At 73.2% G+C, this 17,794-nt stretch carries 14 protein-coding genes; 9 read left to right on the forward strand and 5 right to left on the reverse strand.

Translation table 11 applies throughout. The features are described from left to right. Nucleotides 1-25: 25 nt before the first annotated feature. Both BLU95_RS05570 and BLU95_RS05575 read left to right on the forward strand, forming a co-directional pair. Nucleotides 26-2,155 (forward strand): alpha-galactosidase, encoded by a 2,130-nt coding sequence (locus BLU95_RS05570; RefSeq protein ID WP_093858974.1) that lies wholly within the window; start codon nucleotides 26-28, stop codon nucleotides 2,153-2,155. 128 nt (nucleotides 2,156-2,283) lie between these two features. Continuing rightward, nucleotides 2,284-4,410 carry an NPCBM/NEW2 domain-containing protein gene (locus BLU95_RS05575; protein ID WP_502689805.1) on the forward strand — a complete coding sequence of 709 codons (2,127 nt, stop codon included), beginning with the start codon at nucleotides 2,284-2,286 and terminating at the stop codon, nucleotides 4,408-4,410. A gap of 169 nt (nucleotides 4,411-4,579) precedes the next feature. Here the strand turns inward: BLU95_RS05575 and BLU95_RS05580 are convergent, their stop codons facing one another. From BLU95_RS05580 to BLU95_RS05590, 4 genes are all read right to left on the reverse strand, one after another. Next, the gene (locus BLU95_RS05580) at nucleotides 4,580-5,623 is read right to left on the reverse strand and encodes a hypothetical protein (protein ID WP_159424789.1); all 1,044 of its coding nucleotides are present in this window, start codon (nucleotides 5,621-5,623) and stop codon (nucleotides 4,580-4,582) included. After that, nucleotides 5,620-6,189, reverse strand: a complete 570-nt coding sequence (locus BLU95_RS05585; protein ID WP_093858976.1) for an RNA polymerase sigma factor — start codon at nucleotides 6,187-6,189, stop codon at nucleotides 5,620-5,622. Before BLU95_RS05585 ends, BLU95_RS05580 begins: the two co-directional genes overlap by 4 nt. Further along, a complete protein-coding gene (locus tag BLU95_RS42150; protein WP_159424790.1) occupies nucleotides 6,182-6,403 on the reverse strand; it encodes a hypothetical protein in 222 nt (73 codons plus the stop codon). The genes BLU95_RS05585 and BLU95_RS42150 overlap by 8 nt, the downstream gene beginning before the upstream one ends. Nucleotides 6,404-6,688: 285 nt before the next feature. After that, nucleotides 6,689-7,123, reverse strand: coding sequence for a CBS domain-containing protein (locus BLU95_RS05590; RefSeq protein WP_093858977.1), 435 nt, complete (start codon nucleotides 7,121-7,123; stop codon nucleotides 6,689-6,691). Nucleotides 7,124-7,338: 215 nt separating this feature from the next. Here BLU95_RS05590 and BLU95_RS05595 point away from each other — a divergent pair, with 215 nt between their 5' ends. From BLU95_RS05595 to BLU95_RS05620, 6 genes are all read left to right on the forward strand, one after another. Beyond that, nucleotides 7,339-8,277: a helix-turn-helix domain-containing protein gene (locus BLU95_RS05595; protein ID WP_231978325.1), complete on the forward strand. Its 939-nt coding sequence runs from the start codon at nucleotides 7,339-7,341 to the stop codon at nucleotides 8,275-8,277. 53 nt (nucleotides 8,278-8,330) lie between these two features. Further along, on the forward strand, nucleotides 8,331-8,786 hold the full coding sequence (locus BLU95_RS05600; protein ID WP_093858978.1) for a VOC family protein: 456 nt from the start codon (nucleotides 8,331-8,333) through the stop codon (nucleotides 8,784-8,786). 3 nt (nucleotides 8,787-8,789) lie between these two features. Then, entirely contained in the window at nucleotides 8,790-9,365 is a 576-nt protein-coding gene (locus tag BLU95_RS43770) for an MmcQ/YjbR family DNA-binding protein (protein ID WP_231978326.1), read from the forward strand. 35 nt (nucleotides 9,366-9,400) lie between these two features. Further along, the gene (locus tag BLU95_RS05610; protein WP_093858979.1) at nucleotides 9,401-10,540 is read left to right on the forward strand and encodes a saccharopine dehydrogenase family protein; all 1,140 of its coding nucleotides are present in this window, start codon (nucleotides 9,401-9,403) and stop codon (nucleotides 10,538-10,540) included. Then, the gene (locus BLU95_RS05615) at nucleotides 10,537-11,313 is read left to right on the forward strand and encodes a TetR/AcrR family transcriptional regulator (protein WP_093858980.1); all 777 of its coding nucleotides are present in this window, start codon (nucleotides 10,537-10,539) and stop codon (nucleotides 11,311-11,313) included. Before BLU95_RS05610 ends, BLU95_RS05615 begins: the two co-directional genes overlap by 4 nt. Before the next feature lie 91 nt (nucleotides 11,314-11,404). Then, a complete protein-coding gene (locus BLU95_RS05620; RefSeq protein WP_159424791.1) occupies nucleotides 11,405-15,157 on the forward strand; it encodes a hypothetical protein in 3,753 nt (1,250 codons plus the stop codon). Between the two features lie 281 nt (nucleotides 15,158-15,438). On the opposite strand, the gene BLU95_RS05625 is transcribed toward BLU95_RS05620, so the two are convergent. After that, nucleotides 15,439-15,735, reverse strand: a complete 297-nt coding sequence (locus BLU95_RS05625; RefSeq protein ID WP_093864668.1) for a putative quinol monooxygenase — start codon at nucleotides 15,733-15,735, stop codon at nucleotides 15,439-15,441. Nucleotides 15,736-15,931: 196 nt separating this feature from the next. Between BLU95_RS05625 and ligD the strand changes: the two genes are divergently transcribed. Next, nucleotides 15,932-17,773 (forward strand): non-homologous end-joining DNA ligase, encoded by a 1,842-nt coding sequence (gene ligD, locus BLU95_RS45485; protein WP_093858982.1) that lies wholly within the window; start codon nucleotides 15,932-15,934, stop codon nucleotides 17,771-17,773. Nucleotides 17,774-17,794: the final 21 nt, after the last annotated feature.

Raw genomic sequence — 17,794 nt, forward strand, 5'->3', positions numbered from 1 at the left:
CCCCCACTCGCGCCCTGGAGCGCCCATGCGCAGAACCGCGCCGCACCTCCCCCACGCCCTCCCCCGCCCTCTGGCCCGCAGCCTGGCCCGAGCGGTGCCCCGCACCCTGCTCGCACTGGCCCTCGCCTCCGCCGGACTCGGCACGCTCGCCCTCGGCCCCTCGGCGACCCCCGCCGCCGCCGTCGAGAACGGACAGGCCCTCACCCCGCCCATGGGCTGGAACTCCTGGAACACCCTCGGCACCGCCGTCACCCAGGAGCAGGTCCTCCAGACCATCGACTTCATGGCCTCCCGCGGTCTGGTCGCGGCCGGCTACAACACGGTCACCATCGACGACGGGTGGTCGCTGGGCCACCGCGACGGCCAGAGCGCGGACTTCGCGAAGACCGCCGAGGGCGCCATGCAGCTGTACGACGCCAACCGCAACCCGGTCAGCGGCACCGACGGAACCGGCTTCGACCTCACCAGCGGCCACCTGGTGCCCGACCCGGCGCGGTTCCCGGCCCACACCGTCAACGGCCGGACCCTCAACGGCATCGAGTACCTCTCCTGGTACGCGCACAGCAAGGGCATGAAGTTCGGCCTCTACGCCACCACCACCTACACCACCTGCCAGGGCCGCCCCGGCAGCCTGGGGCACGAGACCACCGACGCCACCGACTTCGTCTCCTGGGGTGTCGACTACGTCAAGTACGACGACTGCCCCTACGGGCCGAGGATCGTCGGCCCCGACGGCCACGACTACTACACCCAGGGCATCGGCCGCGAGCTCACCCGGTCCGTCTACGCCCGGGTGCAGGACTTCCGCCGGGCGCTGGACGCCGCCTCGGCGGCGCAGAACCGACCCAAGGTCACGCTCAGCGTGTCCGCCCAGCCGGTGCACTCCGGCGTGCCCTACCTGCTGGCCGCCGACGACCCGGCCCGCACCGACCCGGTGGTGGTCGCCGCCGGCACCCCCGAGCGCGAGGCACCCGGCTACGCGCCGACCGGCAAGTGGTGCGGCCAGGTCGCCAACCTGTGCCGGATCGGCGGCGACCGGGGCCCGGACCTGGACGGCGTGCTGTACAACGGCCAGTTGCGGACGGCGCTCGAGTACCCGGCCAACGTCCGCCCCGGCAGCTGGAACGACATGGACATGATGTTCGCGGGGTGGCTGAACCCCTACGGCATCTACGGCACCACCGACACCTGCGTCTGCCACAAGCCGATGACCGACGACGAGTCGCGCGCCGAGATGTCGATCCTCGCCATGATGGCCTCCCCGCTCATCAGCGGCGCCGACCTGCGCACCGCCGCCGACTCCCGGCACAGCTACCAGGGGTACACCTGGTCCACCGGCATCAGCGACTCCGCCCTCGCGGTCTACAAGAACGCCGACGTCATCGCGGTGGACCAGGACCGTCTCGCCGAGCCGGCCACCCTCGTCGGCCGCGCGCCGAACAACGCCACCGATCCGATCGTCCTGAAGCGCCAACTGGCCGACGGTGACACCGCGGTGCTGCTGATCAACCAGGACCCGTCCGGCTGGCGCTACGTCACGCCCACCCTCGCCGACCTCGGACTGACCGGCCCCGGCTACACCGCCAAGGACCTCTGGACCGGCGCCACCAACACCTTCACCAGCACCGTCGGCGGCTGGGTCCCGGCCCACGGCGTCACCATGTACCGCCTCAGGGCCCTGCCCACCACCGTCCCGGCGGCGGTCGTCGGCGACGGCCGCTACCACGGCATCAGCGCCGGCGGCACCGGCGGACAGGTGCTGGAGATCCGCGGCATGTGCTCCGCGCCCGACGGGTCGACCACCGACATCAACACGTGGTGGGACTGGCACACCTCGGAGCAGTGGAAGTTCACCCCGAACCCCGACGGCACCGTCCGGATCACCGACAACTGCGACACCCCCACCCAGACCCACGGCACCCTGACCGGCGGCGGCGGCAACGGCTCGCCCGCCTGGGTGCTCAACCGCTGGGACCCCAACAGCCCGAACCAGAAGTGGCGGGTCACCCAGAACGCCGCCACCGGCGCGCTGACCATCACCAACGTCGCCAGCGGACTCGCCCTGGACGCCCCGCGGTCCGCCCCGACGTCCTCCGTGGAACTCAATCCGCCGAACCCGGCCGCGGCCGGCCAGGCCTGGACGCCGCTGAACTGAGCGGACCGCTCCGCCACCCTGGACGCCCCGACCCCACCAGCCGGTCCGACCGGTCTGCCGCCCGGCTCCCCCGCCAGGCCGGCCGGTCCGTTTTCCCCGCCCAACTCCGATCCCCCGATGGAGGATTCGTGCGAACCCCCGACGCCCGACCGGCGCGCCGTGCCGCGTCCGCGCTCACCGCACTAGCCCTGTTCGCCGGCGGCGGCGCCGTGACGGTCGGGCTCCAGCTCGCCACCGCACCGTCGGCAGCGGCGCTCGACAACGGCCTCAACCTGACGCCGCAGATGGGCTTCAACAACTGGAACTCCACCTACTGCGGCGCCCAGTTCAACGAGGCGATGATCAAGGGCATCGCCGACATCTTCGTCTCCAAGGGCCTCAAGGCGGCCGGCTACCAGTACGTCAACCTCGACGACTGCTGGGCCCTGCCCCAGCGCGACGCGAGCGGCAACCTGGTGGCCGACCCGGTCCGCTTCCCGCACGGCATCAAGGCCCTCGCCGACTACGTGCACGGCAAGGGCCTGAAGTTCGGCATCTACTCCAGCGCCGGCGACCACACCTGCGACGTCAAGGGCTTCCCGGGCGGGCTCGGCCACGAGCAGCAGGACGCAGACCTGTGGGCGTCCTGGGGCGTCGACTACCTCAAGTACGACAACTGCAACAACAAGGGCGTCGACGCGCGGACCCGGTACAAGGCGATGGGCGACGCGCTGAAGAAGACCGGCCGCTCGATCCTCTACAGCATCTGCGAGTGGGGCAGCACCGGGCCGTGGAACTGGGCGCAGCCGGTCGGCAACTCGTGGCGCACCACCGGTGACATCAGCGACAACTGGCAGAGCATGATCTCCATCGCGCAGGCCAACCAGGGCCTGGCGAACTACGCCAAGCCCGGGGCGTTCAACGACCCGGACATGCTGGAGGTCGGCAACGGCGGCATGACCGGCACCGAGTACCGGACCCACTTCAGCCTCTGGGCGCAGATGGCGGCCCCGCTGATGATCGGCACCGACCTGCGGACCGCCGAGCCGGAGACCCTGGAGATCCTCACCAACACCGATGTGATCGCGGTGGACCAGGACCCGCTGGGCAAGCAGGGCGCCGTGGTCTCCCGGGAGAACGGGCTGGTGGTGATGAGCAAGCCGCTGGCGGACGGCAGCCGTTCGGTCACCCTCACCAACGAGGGTTCCTACGACGCCACCATCAGCACCACCGCGCAGGCGGTCGGGATCGGCGGTGCCGAGTCCTACAAGGTCAAGGACCTGTGGTCGAAGAAGAGCAGCACCGGCGACGGCACGATCAGCGCGGTCGTGCCCGGCCACGGCACGGCGATGTTCCGGGTCACCCCGAGCTCTCCGGTCTCCCCGCCCTCGGGCGTGACCCGGCTGAGCGATCTGCCGTTCACCGCCGTGTCCAACTTCTGGGGCCCGGTGGAGCGCGACCGCAGCAACGGCGACCACGTGGCCGGCGACGGCGGCACGATCACCATCCGCGGCGCCCAGTTCGCCAACGGCCTCGGGGTGCACGCCCCCAGTGAGATCGGCTTCCACCTCGGCGGGACCTGCCGCAACCTGGTCACCGACGTGGGCATCGACGACGACGCCTACGGCAACGGCTCGGTGGTGTTCCAGGTCTTCAAGGACGGGGTGAAGGCCGCCGACAGCGGACCGGTCACCGGCCAGGACCAGGCCCGACGGCTGACCGCCGACCTCACCGGCGCGCAGGAGCTGAAGCTGGTCGTCACCGACGGCGGCGACGGCACTTCCTGGGACCACGCCGACTGGGCGAACGTCCGGGTCGCCTGCGGCGACGGCCCGGCCGCCGGGACGTACCAGGTCTCCGACCTCAACTGGTCGGCCGCGGGCAACAGCTGGGGCCCGGTCGAGCGCGACATGAGCAACGGCGACAACCAGGCTCGGGACGGCGGCACCATCACCATCGGCGGCGCCACCTACGCCAAGGGCCTGGGCGTCAACGCCTTCAGCGAGATCGTCTACTACCTGGGCGGCGCCTGCTCCTCGATCAGCACCGATGTCGGGATCGACGCGGAGGCCCAGGGCCGCGGTTCGGTCTCCTTCGAGATCTACGCCGACGACACCAAGGTCGCCGACAGCGGGCGGGTCACCTCCGCGTCCGGCGTCAAGCACCTGACGGCGGCACTGGCCGGGGCCAACGAGCTGCGGCTCGTGGTGACGGACGGCGGCGACGGCACCAACAGCGACCACGCCGACTGGGCCGCTCCGGTGCTCACCTGCTGATGCCCGTCCGTCGGTCCCGTCCGTGATGTGACGTTCCGTCGGTCGGTCGCCCGGCCGATCGATTCCCCGGCCGGCTGCGAACGCGGTCGGCCGGGGGCACGGCCGGGGCGCGGACACGGCCGAGGCGGGCGCGGTGCCGGAACCCCGGCGCCGCGCCCGTCCGGCGTCCTCAGACCCTGGTCACGTCGCGGGTCCCGGTGCCGGGCCGGACGACGTAGATCCCGGACCCGGGCAGTGTCTCCCGGGAGTCCGCCCGGAGCTGGTCGACGCTGACGGCGGCGGGCCACCGGGTGCGCAGCTCGGACCAGCGCACCCCGGCGAGGTCGACCCCGGCGAGGTCGACCGAGGTGAGGTCCGCGGTGGTGAAGTCGTCCAGCACCTCGGCCAGGAACTCCAGGTCCAGGGTCTCCGGTTCGCCGAGTTCGAGCAGTTCGCCGACCTGCTCGACCAGTACCCGGGACAGGTACTGCACCTCCCGGACCGCTCGGGTGAGGTCCCCGCCGGCCACCGCGTACATGAACACCTCGCAGGCGCGCAGGAACTCGGCGATCGCCGGGTGGTCCGCCGTCCGCACCCGGTGGTCGATCGTGGTCACCATCTCCCGCACCAGGAGCTGACCGACCCGGCGTGCCCGGTCGATCTCCGGGTAGTGGGGTTCGAGCAGCGCCACGATCTCGTGGGCGCGGTCCCGCAGGTCCCAGGCGAGGGCGGCCCGCCGGTCGAGCTCCTGCGCGATGCCCCGGGCGACCCCCTGGGCGGCGAACACCGCCCGCTGCAGCGGCATCCCGTGGTACCGGCCGAATCCCAGGCCGTAGGTGAGGTCCTGGGCCAGCACCACGGTTCGGATCAGCAGGTCCGCGAGGATGGCCGAGGTGACCAGCGGGTGCCCGCGCAGCACCAGGCGCTGTTCCGGGCCGATCAGCTCGAACCGCTGGTGCATCAGGCCGACGTCGTAGAGGGGGGCGGCGGCTTCCTCGAACTCCGTCCGGGCCGTGCCGCGGGACAGCACGGACACCAGCCCGGCCTCGATGTCGAGCACGGCGTCCAGGCCCTCCGCCAGCTCCTTGTGACGGGCGCACAGCATCACCTCGCGCAGCCCGGCCGCCACGTCCAGATGGGCGTCGAGCCCGTGCAGGAAGGATTTCCGCAGTGCCGCCATCCGGTCCGAGACATCACGGGTGCGGCGCTCGGGAGAACCGCGCTCGGCCATCATTCCCCCTCTCGATCGGTCATTCTGCTGGAGACGGCCAGCCGCGCCTTGAACAGGCTGGCGCGGACCGCGGCGGGGCGCATGCCCAGTTCGGCGGCGATCTCCGTCGGCGTGTAGCCGTCCAGCGTCCAGGCCAGGACCTGGCGCTGACGGGCCGGCAGGCCGCCCAGCAGCCGCAGGATCTCCTGCTCGCCCTCCCACTCGGCGGCGTGCCCCGGGGCCGGCAGCAACGAGGTCGGTTCGAGGGCGAGTTCCTCGATGCTGTCCTCGACCTGGCTGAAGGCGCGCACGAGTTCGCGGGACGCGACTCTCCGGCACCAGGCCTCCGGGGACTGGATCCGGTCCCACCGCTCGTACGCCTTGACCATGGTGTCCTGGGCCAGGTCCGCGGCCAGCGCGGCCGGGGCTCCCTGCCACATCAGGAACGCCACCAGCCGGCGGAGGCAGGTGCGGTAGAAGTACGCGAACTCGCCGTGCCGGGTTCCGGTACCGCTGCCGTCGGCGGGGGCCGGAAGGTGGCCGAGGGACGCCGCCGACGCGGCCTCCCCCTCCGGGCCGGTCTCACTCATGCGCGCCGCGACCCCGATCCTCGTGCGGCTCCGGCCGCACCGGCCGCTGCTGTCCGTCGTCCTCGGACCGGCGCGCGCGGACCGCGAGGACGACCACGACCGGGGGCGGCTGGGGCCGGTCCCGCCGGCGCGGCCGTAACTGCCCCACCAGGGTGACCAGGGCGCCCACCAACCCCAGTACACCCGCCACCACCGAGCCCGTCACGGGATCCACCAGCGCTCCTGTCGTCGTTGCCACACTTCCACGACCAGGAGGGCCGCCGGGGCGCCCGCGTTAACCGGTCCGGGGATTCTGTTACAGAGCGCCCGGAGCGGGCGGGACCCCCGTGCCGGTGCGGCACGGGGGTCCCGGGGGACTTCGCGGTGGGCGGCGACGGCGGGCCTCCGCGGTGGACGGCGGTGTCACCGGCGGTGGCCGGCGGCCGTGGCGTCACCGGCAGTGGTCACCGGCCGTGGCGTCACCGGCAGTGGTCACCGGCAGTGGTCACCGGCCGTGGCGTCACCGGGTCATGTAGACGCTGTCCATGAAGTCGACGATCTGCTGGTCCGTCAGCCGCTGGCCCTCGCGGTGGCCCATCGCGAGGTCGGCCTCGCTGATCATGCCGACCAGCCGGTCGCCGTCGATGACCGGGATGCGGCGGATCTGGTGCTGCTCCATCTTGTGCAGCACCGCGTCCATGCTGTCGTCCGCGTGGACGCAGTGCAGGTGGCCGGCCAGCTCCATGGCCTTCATCGCCGCCGGGTCCCGCCCCTCGGCGATGCACCGGACGATGATGTCGCGGTCGGTGATGATGCCCTTGAGCTTCTGGTCCGCGCCGCAGATCGGGAGGGCGCCGACGTTCATGTCGCGCATCATCCTGGCGGCATCGGCGAGGCTCTGGTCGGCGGCGACGCACTGGGCGCCGGCGTGCATGATGTCTCGGGCAGTAGTCACGGGGACTCCTCCTCAGGCGTCTCCCCCGAGCACCGGGTGTTCCGGTGCGCCCACCCTACGCACGGGTGCCGGGGGTCCGCGAGCGCATCCGGGGCGGCCGTTGCCGAGTGTGGCCGGGAGGCCGTCACCGGGCACGGCGGGGAGGCGGTCGCCGGGCACGGCAGGGCGGCGGTCGCCGGGCGTCGCCGGGGCTCCGGCGGGACGATACTGGGGGCGTGACGGAGGAGTTCACCGGAGCGCCCGGTCCGGTACGGGCGGCGGACCGGACAGCGGTGACAGCCGCCCCCGACCCGGTCGACGAGGCGGTCCGGGCACGGCCCGCGACCGCTCTGCGCCCCTATGTGGCCTGGTACTCGGGCTACCGCCAACGGGGTCTGCCGCCCGCCCTGCACCGGGGCCTGCCGTCCCCGTACCTGACCTTCATCGTGACCCTGGACGAACCGCTCACCATGGCGGGCCACCCCGACCCGGCACAGCCGCCCGGCAGCTTCGCCACCCTGCTCGGCGGGCTGCACACGGCCCCGGCGCTGATCAGCCACGACGGCCGGCAGTCCGGCATCCAGGTCGCCGTCCACCCGCTGGCGGCGCGGGCACTGTTCGGGCTGCCGGCCGGGGAGCTCGCCGAGCTGGACGTCCCTGCGGAGGCGGTGCTCGGCGCGGTCGCCGAGCGGCTCCAGGAGGCCGTGCGGGAGGCCCGGACCTGGCCGGAGCGGTTCGCGGCGCTCGACGGCGCGCTGCTGCGTCTCGCGCACCCCTCCGGCCGGGTGCAGCCCGAGGTGCTGCGCGCCTGGGACGCGCTGCGGCGCAGCGGTGGGGCGCTGCCGGTGGCCGCGCTCGCCCAGGAGACCGGCTGGAGCGGCCGCCATCTGCTGGACCGGTTCCGCCGCGAGACCGGGCTCACTCCGAAGGCCGCCGCGCGGGTGATCCGGTTCGACCGGGCCCGGCGGCTGTTGGCCGCGCCCGGTCCGGCGCCACGGCTGGCGGAGCTCGCGGTGCGCTGCGGGTACTTCGACCAGGCTCATCTGGCCCGGGAGTTCCGTGCGCTCGCGGGGTGCGCGCCGACGGTCTGGCTCGCCGAGGAGGGGCCGGACGCGGCGAGGTTCCGAAACGTCCAAGGCGGGGCGGCCGGGCCCGGGCCAGAGTGGGAGGCATGACGGCGGACCGGCCCCATCCGGGCGGGTCGCCCCGAACCGAGGAGGTACCGGCCATGGACACCGACGGCGCGAACAGCGGTGGCACCGGCGCGGGGACGGCACCCGCCCCGCAGGTCTGGCCCAGTCTGCGGGCCCGCGACGCCCGGGCGCTGATCCGCTTCCTGGTGGAGGCCTTCGGCTTCGAGGAGGTCGTCGCCTACGGCGAGGGCGAGTTCGTGGCCCATGCCGAACTGGCGTGGCCGGAGGGCGGCGGGATCATGCTGGGCTCCGACCGGCCGGCCCCCGAGGACGGCGAGCCCTGGCCCGGCGGCCCCGGGACCTTCTCCGCCTACGTGGTCACGGCGGACCCGGACGCCCTGCACACGCGGGCGGCCGCCGCCGGGGCCCGGATCACCACCGCGCCGTACGACACCGACTACGGCTCGCGCGACTTCGCCGCCGCCGACCCGGAGGGCAACCACTGGTACTTCGGCAGCTACCCGGGTGCTCCGCGCCCCTCGGCGGGCTGAGCGGTGCGGTCAGCCGACCGGCCGGCGCAGGCCGACGGCGGGGCGGGCGCGGCGCAGGCCGACGGCGGGGCGGGCGCGGCGCAGGCCGACGGCGGGGCGGGCGCGGCGCAGGCCGACGGCGGGGCGGGCCCGGTTCCCGCCGGAGACGACCGGCCCGCCCCGGTTCCCGCCGGCGACGCGGCGGCCGTCGACGACGCGGCGGCCGTCCAGCGGCTGCGGGCCGTCTGCCTGGCCCTGCCGGAGGTCGACGAGCGGGTCAGCCACGGCGAGCCGACCTGGTTCGCCGGCCCCGGCCGCCGAGCGCGGGTGTTCGTGATGCTCGCCGACCACCACCACGACGACCGGCTGGCGTTCTGGTGCCCGGCGGCCGCCGGCGCGCAGGAGTTCCTGGTCGCCGAGGAGCCGGAGCTGTTCTTCCGCCCGCCGTACGTCGGCCACCGGGGCTGGGTGGGCGTCCGTCTCGACGTCCCCCCGGTGGACTGGGAGCGGGTCGAGGACCTGGTCGCGGACGCGCACGCCCTGGTGACCGGCCGGGGCGCCGGGCGGCGGCCCCGATCCGTCGACGCCCCGCCGTCTTGACAGAATTTTTAGGTCAGGTGACCTAGTTTTTGCGCATGACCACTTCGAACAACACCCCGGCCCCCGGCACCGACAGCCCGGACCTCCTCACGCTCGACCCCCACGGACCGGTCCTCCTGGTCGGCGGCTACGGGACGGTCGGCGGCGAACTCGCCCGGATGGTCGCGGCCGAGCGCCCCGTCCTGCTCACCGGCCGGTCGGAGGAGCGCGGCGCGGCCCTCGTCCGCGAGCTCGGCGGCGCCCCGCACGCCGCCGTCCGCCGCTGGGACCTCGCCGACCCCGCCCCCTTCACCGCGGCGGTGAGCGCCGTCGTCGGCGTCGTCAACGACCCCGACGACCGGGTGCTCCGGGCGGCCGCCCGCGCCGGTGTCCCGTACGTGGACGTCACCCGCTGGACCGTCCGGCTCCAGCGCGCCGCCACCGTCGCCGCCCTGCTGCGCCCCACCGCGCCGGTGCTGCTCTCCTCGGCCTGGATGGGCGGCGTGGTCGGTCTCGTCGCGGCCGCGCTGGCCGAACGCCTCGGCGGGGCGGACCGGGTCGAGACCTCGATCCGCTGGGACCTCGCCGACCGGGCCGGCGCGGACTCCGTCGAGTTCATGGACCGGCTCGGGCTGGACTACGAGGTGATCAGCGCGGGCCGGCGCCGTACCGTCGCCCCGCTGACCGAGGCGCGCACCGTCCGGATCGGCGACCACCCCACCCGGGTCGCCCGGATCGACACGCCCGAACAGTTCACCCTGCCGCTCACCCTCGGCACCACCACGGCCACCACCCGGATCGGCTTCAGCTCCGACCTCAGCACCCGGGCCCTGCTGGCCGCCAAGCACACCGGCTTCTTCCGCTGGGGCCGGGGCGACCGCTGGCAGTCCGCCCGCCGCGCCCTGCTGTACTCCCCCGGCGAGGGCGGCACCGCGCTGCTGCGCGTCGACGTCCGGCACGCCGGCCGCACCCTCGGCGCGGTCGTCGAGGACCGCGCCGGCCAGGCCCACCTCACCGCCGTCGGCGGCCTGCTCGCCCTCCGCCGCATCCTTGGCTCGGACGGCGCGGCGGCGGCACCGGCCGGCGTCTCCTTCCCCGAGCAGACACCGCACCCGGCCCGGGTGGTGGCCGACCTCGCCGCCCTGGGGGTCGCGGTCGACATCAGCCCCGCGCCCGGCTTGGATGCTGCTGCATGAGCACCGCACCCGACCCGGCCCCCGCCCCGACGGCGGACGACGCTCCGTCGCCGCCCTCCGACCCGTCGCCTTCCCCCGGGGGCGCCCGGGCGGAGGGCCCCGGGAAAAACTCGCCCGCCGCCCCGTCGGCCGGCCCGGCCCGCGGGCGGCGGCGGACGACCGCCCCTGCCGCCGACGGCGACAGCCGCACCCCGGCCCGGGGGCGGAAGGGCGCGGAGCGCCGGGAGGCCCTGCTCGACGCGGCCGAGGAGGTGCTGGTCGCCGAGGGCGGACCGGAGTGGACGATGCGGGCCGTCGCTGCGGCGGCGGGCGTCCGGCTGGGCCACCTCCAGTACTACTTCCCCACCCACGCGGACCTGGTGGCCGCCGTCCTGGAGCGGGTGCTGCGGCGTTCGGCGGAGCGGCTGGCCCCCCTGCTCTCCACCGACCCCGACGCCCCGGGAGCGCCCACCGGGGTGGTGACCACCCTGCTGGCCGAGCAGGAGGACGCCCGGCTGATGCGGCTGTTCGTCGAGGTGTGGGCCCTGGCCGCCCGGGACACGACCGTGGCGGCGGCGGTACGCGGGTTCTACGACGACTACCGGACCCAGGTGACCGCCTTCCTCGCCCGCCGCCACCCCCACCTCCCGGAGGAGGAACGCCGGGCCCGCGCCGGGGTGTTCATCATGCTGGTCGAGGGCGCCTCGCTGTTCCGCTCCGACGTGGCGGGCGCACCCGACCCCACCACCGACACCACCCTGGTCCGCACCGCGCTCACCCTGCTCGGGCCGTGACCTTCCCGGACTCGGAGGGCAAATCCGATTCTCGTCGTCCGCGCCCGGAAGGATGCCCCTGTGCCACTGGTTCTTCGGCAGAATCGGGCGAGTGGCGAACCATATCGAGGGCGGAGAGTTCCACGGTCCGGTGGTGCAGGTCGGAACGGTGGGCGAGCTGCACATGTACACCAGTGGTGCACATGGCGTCGGACAACCGGTTGCCGAGTCCGAACCATCCCCCGCCGATGATGAGTTCGCTCGCCGCATCGACCTCGATCGCAAGGCTCTGGCTACGGCGCGCAGCGTCCGGCGGCGTGCCGGCGCCGACGGGCTGGAGACTCCATGGCTGCACACTCCGCTCAGCGATGTCCTCGAGGAGTTGACCTCCCCCGGGACGGGCGCGGCTCGCATCCGGTTGGCGGCCGATGAGCTGCGGCGCTGGGTCGACTGGGATCCGTCTGCCGAAGGATTTCGACAGCCGGCGGCCGAGCGGGTCGAATCGGCCCTCGCGGTGTGGCGTGGCCAAGGGGGTGAGCGCGCGGAATGCCTTCGGAGGATCGAGGATCTCGCCACCGTGCTCGAAGGCGTGCCGCCCGAGTCCGCGAGGGGCGACGGCAGCACCATCACGCCGGTTCTGGAACGGGCGGCCTCGGTGGCGGAAGCCATGGGAGCCGTGATCCGTGAGCTGTGCGCGGCCTTCGAAGCGTCAGAACCGCGTGACGGTTTGCCTGCCGAGCACATTTCTGCCGAGCGAAGGCTGTTCTCCGCACTGCAGGAACTGCACGCGTGCCAGCGCCGGCTGGCTGCGGTCGCCGTCGACGCCTGCCTGCTCGCCCGAGCGTCCGGTGCTCTGCTGGTTGCCGGAGGGTGGGGCACCGGCAAGTCCTACGGGCTCGGGGCCTGGGCGGAGGCCCGGGTTGTTGCCGGGGCTCCGGTGGCGTTCGTCAGTGGTGGCGAACTCGGTGGCGAGCACTGGGAGAAGGAGATCGCCGACGCGGCCGTGCCGGGCGGTCGGGTCGGTTCTGTCCGGAAACTGCTGGCGGTGCTCCAGACGCAGGCACGTGCCAGTCGAAGGCACGCCACGCTGGTGATCGACGCCCTCAATGACGTTGCAGCTCTGCGCGGTCGTGAGCTGGACGGGTTCGCGTCCCTGACGGCATTGCTGAGGGAGTTCCCCGAGGTCCTGCTCGTTGCATCCACCCGCCTGGACCGGCGCAGGTCACGGGACGAAGGTACGGTCGGGGGGTGCTACGGGATCCACTGGGCGAGCGGTGTGGCGGACCCGGTGAAGGCATGGGAGGTCCTGCGGGATGTCTACCAGGTGCCCGCGCTGGTTCTTCCACCCGATGTCGCCGAACTCCGCCGCCCGTTGATGCTCACCGTGCTCGCCTGGTGCCTGTATCGCGAGCGTGGCGCAGTGGAGGACGATGCACCCGTGCCGGTGCCCAGCGTCGGCGACCTCTTCGAGCGGTGGCTGAAGGCTCTCGACAGGGACTACTTCGAGTACCTTCACGGTCGACCGTCCGCCGCTGACCATCCTTTGGTGAGCCGGGCCTGTGCACTCCTCGGCGAGCGCCTGGGCCTGCAGGACTCGCTCGACCACGGCTCGGCCTGTGCCGCTCTGAGCAGTGCACCTGAACTGGGAGAGCCCGTACAGCTCCTGGAATGGCTCTTCCAGGCCGGCGTGCTGGCGTCGGACCCGCAGAACCAGCGGATCGGATTCGCTGTGCAGAGGTTTGCCGAGCACGTCCGGGCCGGCAATCTGATGAACGAGACCGGGCGCCGCCGTCATCTGGCTTCGCTGGTGAAAGACCTGTCCGGCCCTGACGAGACCGCCGATCGGGCTTACCGACTGCTGTCCGCCCTGGCCGGCGTGGTGCCCTACACCCACCCGGAGAAGGAACTTCCGCATTTCCTGCCGAAGCGGTTGCCGTCGGCAGTCGTCATGGCTGTTCTGGATTCTCTCGAAGGCAGGAACTGCAGTCGGGTCACCGGTCAATCGCTCCGTTTCCTGAAGCGTTGTACTTCCGACCCCGAGCTGGCACCGTGGGTCTGGTACACCGTGCTGGCGAACTCGGCCTGCCGGGGACATCGAGCCGGCGCCGCCTTCCTCCACCGTGAGCTTCACGGGCTGGGGAAGCGCCGGTTGGCAAGCCGCTTCATCGTCCCGATGCTGCATCTCCTGGAAGATCGCGACGGAATGGCGATGGTCCAGCAATTCATTCGCTGGGCAGCCGGAGGGGCCGCCGAGATTCGGAAGAACGCCACGGATGTCACCAGAGTACTGCTGTGGCTTGCGACAGTTCCGAGCCCGCCACTGCGCGCCCAGTGCGTGCGCGCGGTGGCACAGATCTGGCGGGACGTTCCCGGAGCGGCGATCGAACAGGTGGAGATCTTCGGGAAGCACCACGATTCCTACGTGGCCGAGGCGACTTGGTTGGCCGCCTACGGTGCGCTGCTGCTGGGAGGCGAGGCGGTTCCAGTGGAGCAGTGGAACGCCGTCATGACGCGTGACCGGTTCAGGGCACACCGAGGCATCCAACAGACGATCTCCAGCCTGGGAACACTGCTCGGACCGTCGTCCGCCATGCCGCGCGAGGAGCCGAGGGTCGGACTGCCATGGGCTCCTCCACTGCCGGTCTCCCGGCGGACGTCGGAGCGGTGCAAGAGCTACTTCGGGTCGATGGTGGAGAACACCGACAGTCATCCGGGCCGCTATCGGTGGCTGGTCCGGCGGTCCCAGGCTTTGAAGCCGAGGCGGCTCGAGGTGAAGATGCGAGGCCGGAGGGGCTATCGCCTCGGGGAGTGGCCTGCCTACGCCCAGCAGCAGAAGGTCCTCGAGACCGTCCTGGAGGAATGGCACGGCTCGACCTCGTCCGGTCCAGGCGGGGTGCGCGCCTGGTCCGAACTCTCAGTGCTGGACCGACGTCACGGGATCGACCCGACCGTCCCACCGGGATGGCCGACATCCTCGGCCCACCTGAGTCGGCGATCCGACTCCTGGTGGTGCGCCCCGGTGGGCGACGGTGACATCGCCGCCGTGCTGAGGGACATGCAGCCGTCCCGGTTCACGACGGTGCAGGACCCCGATGGGGTGGCCTGGTGCGTGCTGCGCGCCGAATACAACCTTGACCGGCCTGACGACACGGCAGCAGAAGACCGACTTCCGGTTCTCGTCACCGACCCGTACACCGTCCTGCGACTGGACGGGGACCGGTCGTCGGCACCGGCCAGACCAGGCGCCGACCAGAAGTTCGTCCACGTGGAGGTGGAGACGGTCCTTGTTCGGAGGGGCATGCGGGAAGGCACCGTCGCGACCGTGTCGGGTTCGGGGGCGTCACCACGGCTGAGCGAGCGCTGGCCGCTTCAGATGTACCTGGCGGAGTACTACCGGCGGCCAGCAGCCACCACCGGACCGTCGTCCGGTGGTGAAGGCACGTCCCCCAGCACGGCGGAATACGAAGACACCTTCCTCGTACGACTGTCGGACGGTGTCAAGGGCAAGCCGGACAATCGGGCGGTTCCATCGCGGACGCTGGCCGACCTGTTGGACCTCGACTGGAGCGGTCGACACCTCGACTTCCATCTTTCCGGGGAAGATCGGCCGGTCCTCCACGACCCGGGCATCGACCGCCACGGACCGCCGGCCTTGCTGCTTGCGACCGCTGCCCTGGACGCCCTGGCCGCAAAAGGCTGGAACCTGGCTTGGAGAGTCAGGGTGACGGAAAGCTGGAGGTTCGGCTCGACGACCTGGACCGGTGTCTGCGGATTCAACGGAGAAGATCTCGGTGGTCAGGACGAATCCGGTGAATCGACCGGCGATTGGCAGGTCGAACGTCGCGACCACTGGCGTCGGTACTGACGGTCCCGGACGGGCGAAGGCGTTCTCGAGGCTGGTCGGCCGAAGTCCGACGCCGGGGCGTGGGAGCTTTCGGGCGACGGAATCCGGAGTGACCAGAACCCCGGACCGCGGTCGGTCGGCGCATGGGAGACCCGGCGATTCCGAGAATCACGAGTTGCGGCTCGGGCAGCACAGGATCACCCTCCCGGTCTCGGTCCGCGATCCTGGAGCGGACCGAGACCGATCGTCCTGACCGGGTCGGCGGCCACCGATGGCCGCCGACCCGTCACCCCGTGCGGGTGTCAGGCCAGGTCGGTGAGGAGTTGGAGGTCCGGCGGGCCGGCCAGGAGGGTGGCGCCGGCGGCGAAGGCCTCGGTCATGTGCGGCGCGGCGAGGTGGGCGTCGAAGTCCGCCCGGCTCGCCCACTGTTCGACGACCACCCAGGACGCGGGGTCGAGCGGGTCCTGGTACGGGCGGTAGAACAGGCAGCCCGGCTCGGCGAGGGTCGGCGCGACCAGCGACAGCGCCTGGGCCCGTACCTGCTCCTCCTGCCCCGGCGCGGCCTTCAGTCTGGCGACAGCGGTGATCGGTCCACTCATGACATCCCCCTGGGTCCGGTGATTCTCGGCGGTCACCGGTGGGCAACGCTGCCAGGGCGGCACCTGTTCCGGCCGCCGGGACGGCTCGCGCCGCGGCCCCGGCGCGGGCAGACTGGCCGCGACGGGCCCGGTGGACCCGGGCGGCCCGGGCGGGCCGTGCCCGGGACCGGGGACGCGCGCAGCCCCGGAGGCGGCGATGCCGCAGATGACGGTCGACGGGCGCACCCTCGCGCTCTCGCACCTGGACAAGGTCTACTACCCGCGGACCGGCACCCGGAAGGGCGAGGTTCTGCGCTACTACGCCGCCGTGCACGCCGCCCTGCTGCCGCACCTGCGCGACCGTCCGGTCTCCTTCCTGCGCTGCCCGGACGGCGTGGCGGCCGAGGTGTTCGTGGCGAAGAACCCGCCGCCGGGCACGCCCGACTGGGTGCGCACGGCGGAGGTGCCGAGCAACAGCGGCGAGCTGCGCCAGGTGGTGCTGGAGGACGGCGCCGGGCTGCTGTCGGTGGTCAACCTGGGCTGTCTGGAGCTGCACGTGCCGCAGTGGCACGCCGCCGCACCCGGGCTGGCCGACCGGCTGGTGCTGGATCTCGATCCGGGCGCGGGGGCGGACGTCCTGACCTGTCGCACCGTGGCCGGGCTGCTGCGCGAGCGGCTCGCGGCGGACGGTCTGGAGGCCTGGGTGAAGACCTCCGGCGGCAAGGGCCTCCATCTGCTGGTGCCGCTGGAGCCCACTCCGAGCACCCGGGTGTCCGCCTACGCGAAGGAGCTGGCGGCCGAGCTGGAGGCCGCCCGTCCGGAGCTGGTCGTGCACACCATGGCGAAGGCCCGCCGCACCGGCCGGGTGCTCGTCGACTGGTCGCAGAACTCGGCGAAGAAGACCACGGCCGCCCCCTACACGGTGCGGGCGCGGGAGCGGCCGACGGTGTCGGCGCCGCTCTCCTGGGCGGAGCTGGAGGCGGCCGGTTCGGCGGCGGAACTGGTGTTCACGATCGCCGAGGTGCCGGAGCGGCTGGCGGCCGACGGCGATCCGCTCGGGCCGCTGCTCGACCCGGCGCGGGCCCGGCCGCTGCCCGCGGCCCCGTCGCGCCGGGGCGGCGCCGCGGGGGCCGGAGCCGGGACCTCCGCCGCCCGGCCCCGGGACGGGCGCGACCCGGTGGTCCTGACGCCTCTGGTGGAGGTGATGCGCCCGGCCGCCGTGCCCGCGGTGCCGCCGGCGGACGGCCTCGGCGGCGCCGGGGTGCTCTACGAGCTGAAGCTGGACGGCTTCCGCTGCGTGGCTTTCGCCCGCGGTCCGGACTGCCCGCCGTTCCTGCAGTCGCGCTCCGGACGGGACCTCGCCGCCGAGTTCCCGCCGATCGCCGCGGCCGTCGCCCGGCTGCCGGCCGGGCTGGTGCTGGACGCGGAGCTGGTCGCCTGGCGCGGCGGCCGGTTCGCCTTCGAGGAGCTGCTGCGGACCCGGCGCGACCGGGCCTCCGAGGACGTGGCGCTGGGGCTGGTCGCCTTCGACGTGCTGGCCCTGCCCGGCCGGGACGTCCGGTCCCTGCCGCTGGCCGACCGGCGGCGATTGCTGCTGGCCGCGCTGGCCGAGGTGCCGCCGCCGGTCCAGCCGGTGCTGGCGACCACCGACCGGGCCGAGGCGCTGACCTGGATGGAGCAGCTCGCCGACACCGGCGTGGAGGGGCTGGTCTGCAAGGCCGCCGGTTCGGCGTACCGGCCGCGCGGGGCGGGCCGGGTCTGGGTGAAGTACCGGCGCGGCGACACCGCCGACGCCACCGTCCGCGCCGTCACCGGGCCTCCCGCCCGGCCCCGCGCGGTGGTGCTGGAGCTGGAGGACGGCCGGGTGCTGCTCTCCTCCCCGCCGCTGTCGCCGCTCCAGTCCCGGCAGGTGGCGGAGCTGGCGGCCGGGCGGCTCGGCGCACCCGTCCACGATCCGCAGTACGGCGACGTCCGGCCGCTAGCCGTTCCGCTGCGGGCCGAGGTGACCGTCACCGGCCGCCCGCCGACGGCGCGCTTCGTCCGCCTGCGGGGCGACTGAGCCCGCCTGCGCAGTCAGTCC

Source organism: Streptomyces sp. TLI_053 (assembly GCF_900105395.1).
Classification (GTDB): Bacteria; Actinomycetota; Actinomycetes; order Streptomycetales; family Streptomycetaceae; genus Kitasatospora.

Coding starts and splice junctions, on each gene's coding strand:
- BLU95_RS05600 (WP_093858978.1), top strand. CDS start 8,331: ATGGACACCGACGGCGCGAACAGCGGTGGCACCGGCGCGGGGACGGCA.
- ligD (WP_093858982.1), top strand. CDS start 15,932: ATGCCGCAGATGACGGTCGACGGGCGCACCCTCGCGCTCTCGCACCTG.
- BLU95_RS05570 (WP_093858974.1), top strand. CDS start 26: ATGCGCAGAACCGCGCCGCACCTCCCCCACGCCCTCCCCCGCCCTCTG.
- BLU95_RS05610 (WP_093858979.1), top strand. CDS start 9,401: ATGACCACTTCGAACAACACCCCGGCCCCCGGCACCGACAGCCCGGAC.
- BLU95_RS05615 (WP_093858980.1), top strand. CDS start 10,537: ATGAGCACCGCACCCGACCCGGCCCCCGCCCCGACGGCGGACGACGCT.
- BLU95_RS05585 (WP_093858976.1), bottom strand. CDS start 6,189: ATGAGTGAGACCGGCCCGGAGGGGGAGGCCGCGTCGGCGGCGTCCCTC.
- BLU95_RS05625 (WP_093864668.1), bottom strand. CDS start 15,735: ATGAGTGGACCGATCACCGCTGTCGCCAGACTGAAGGCCGCGCCGGGG.
- BLU95_RS05580 (WP_159424789.1), bottom strand. CDS start 5,623: ATGATGGCCGAGCGCGGTTCTCCCGAGCGCCGCACCCGTGATGTCTCG.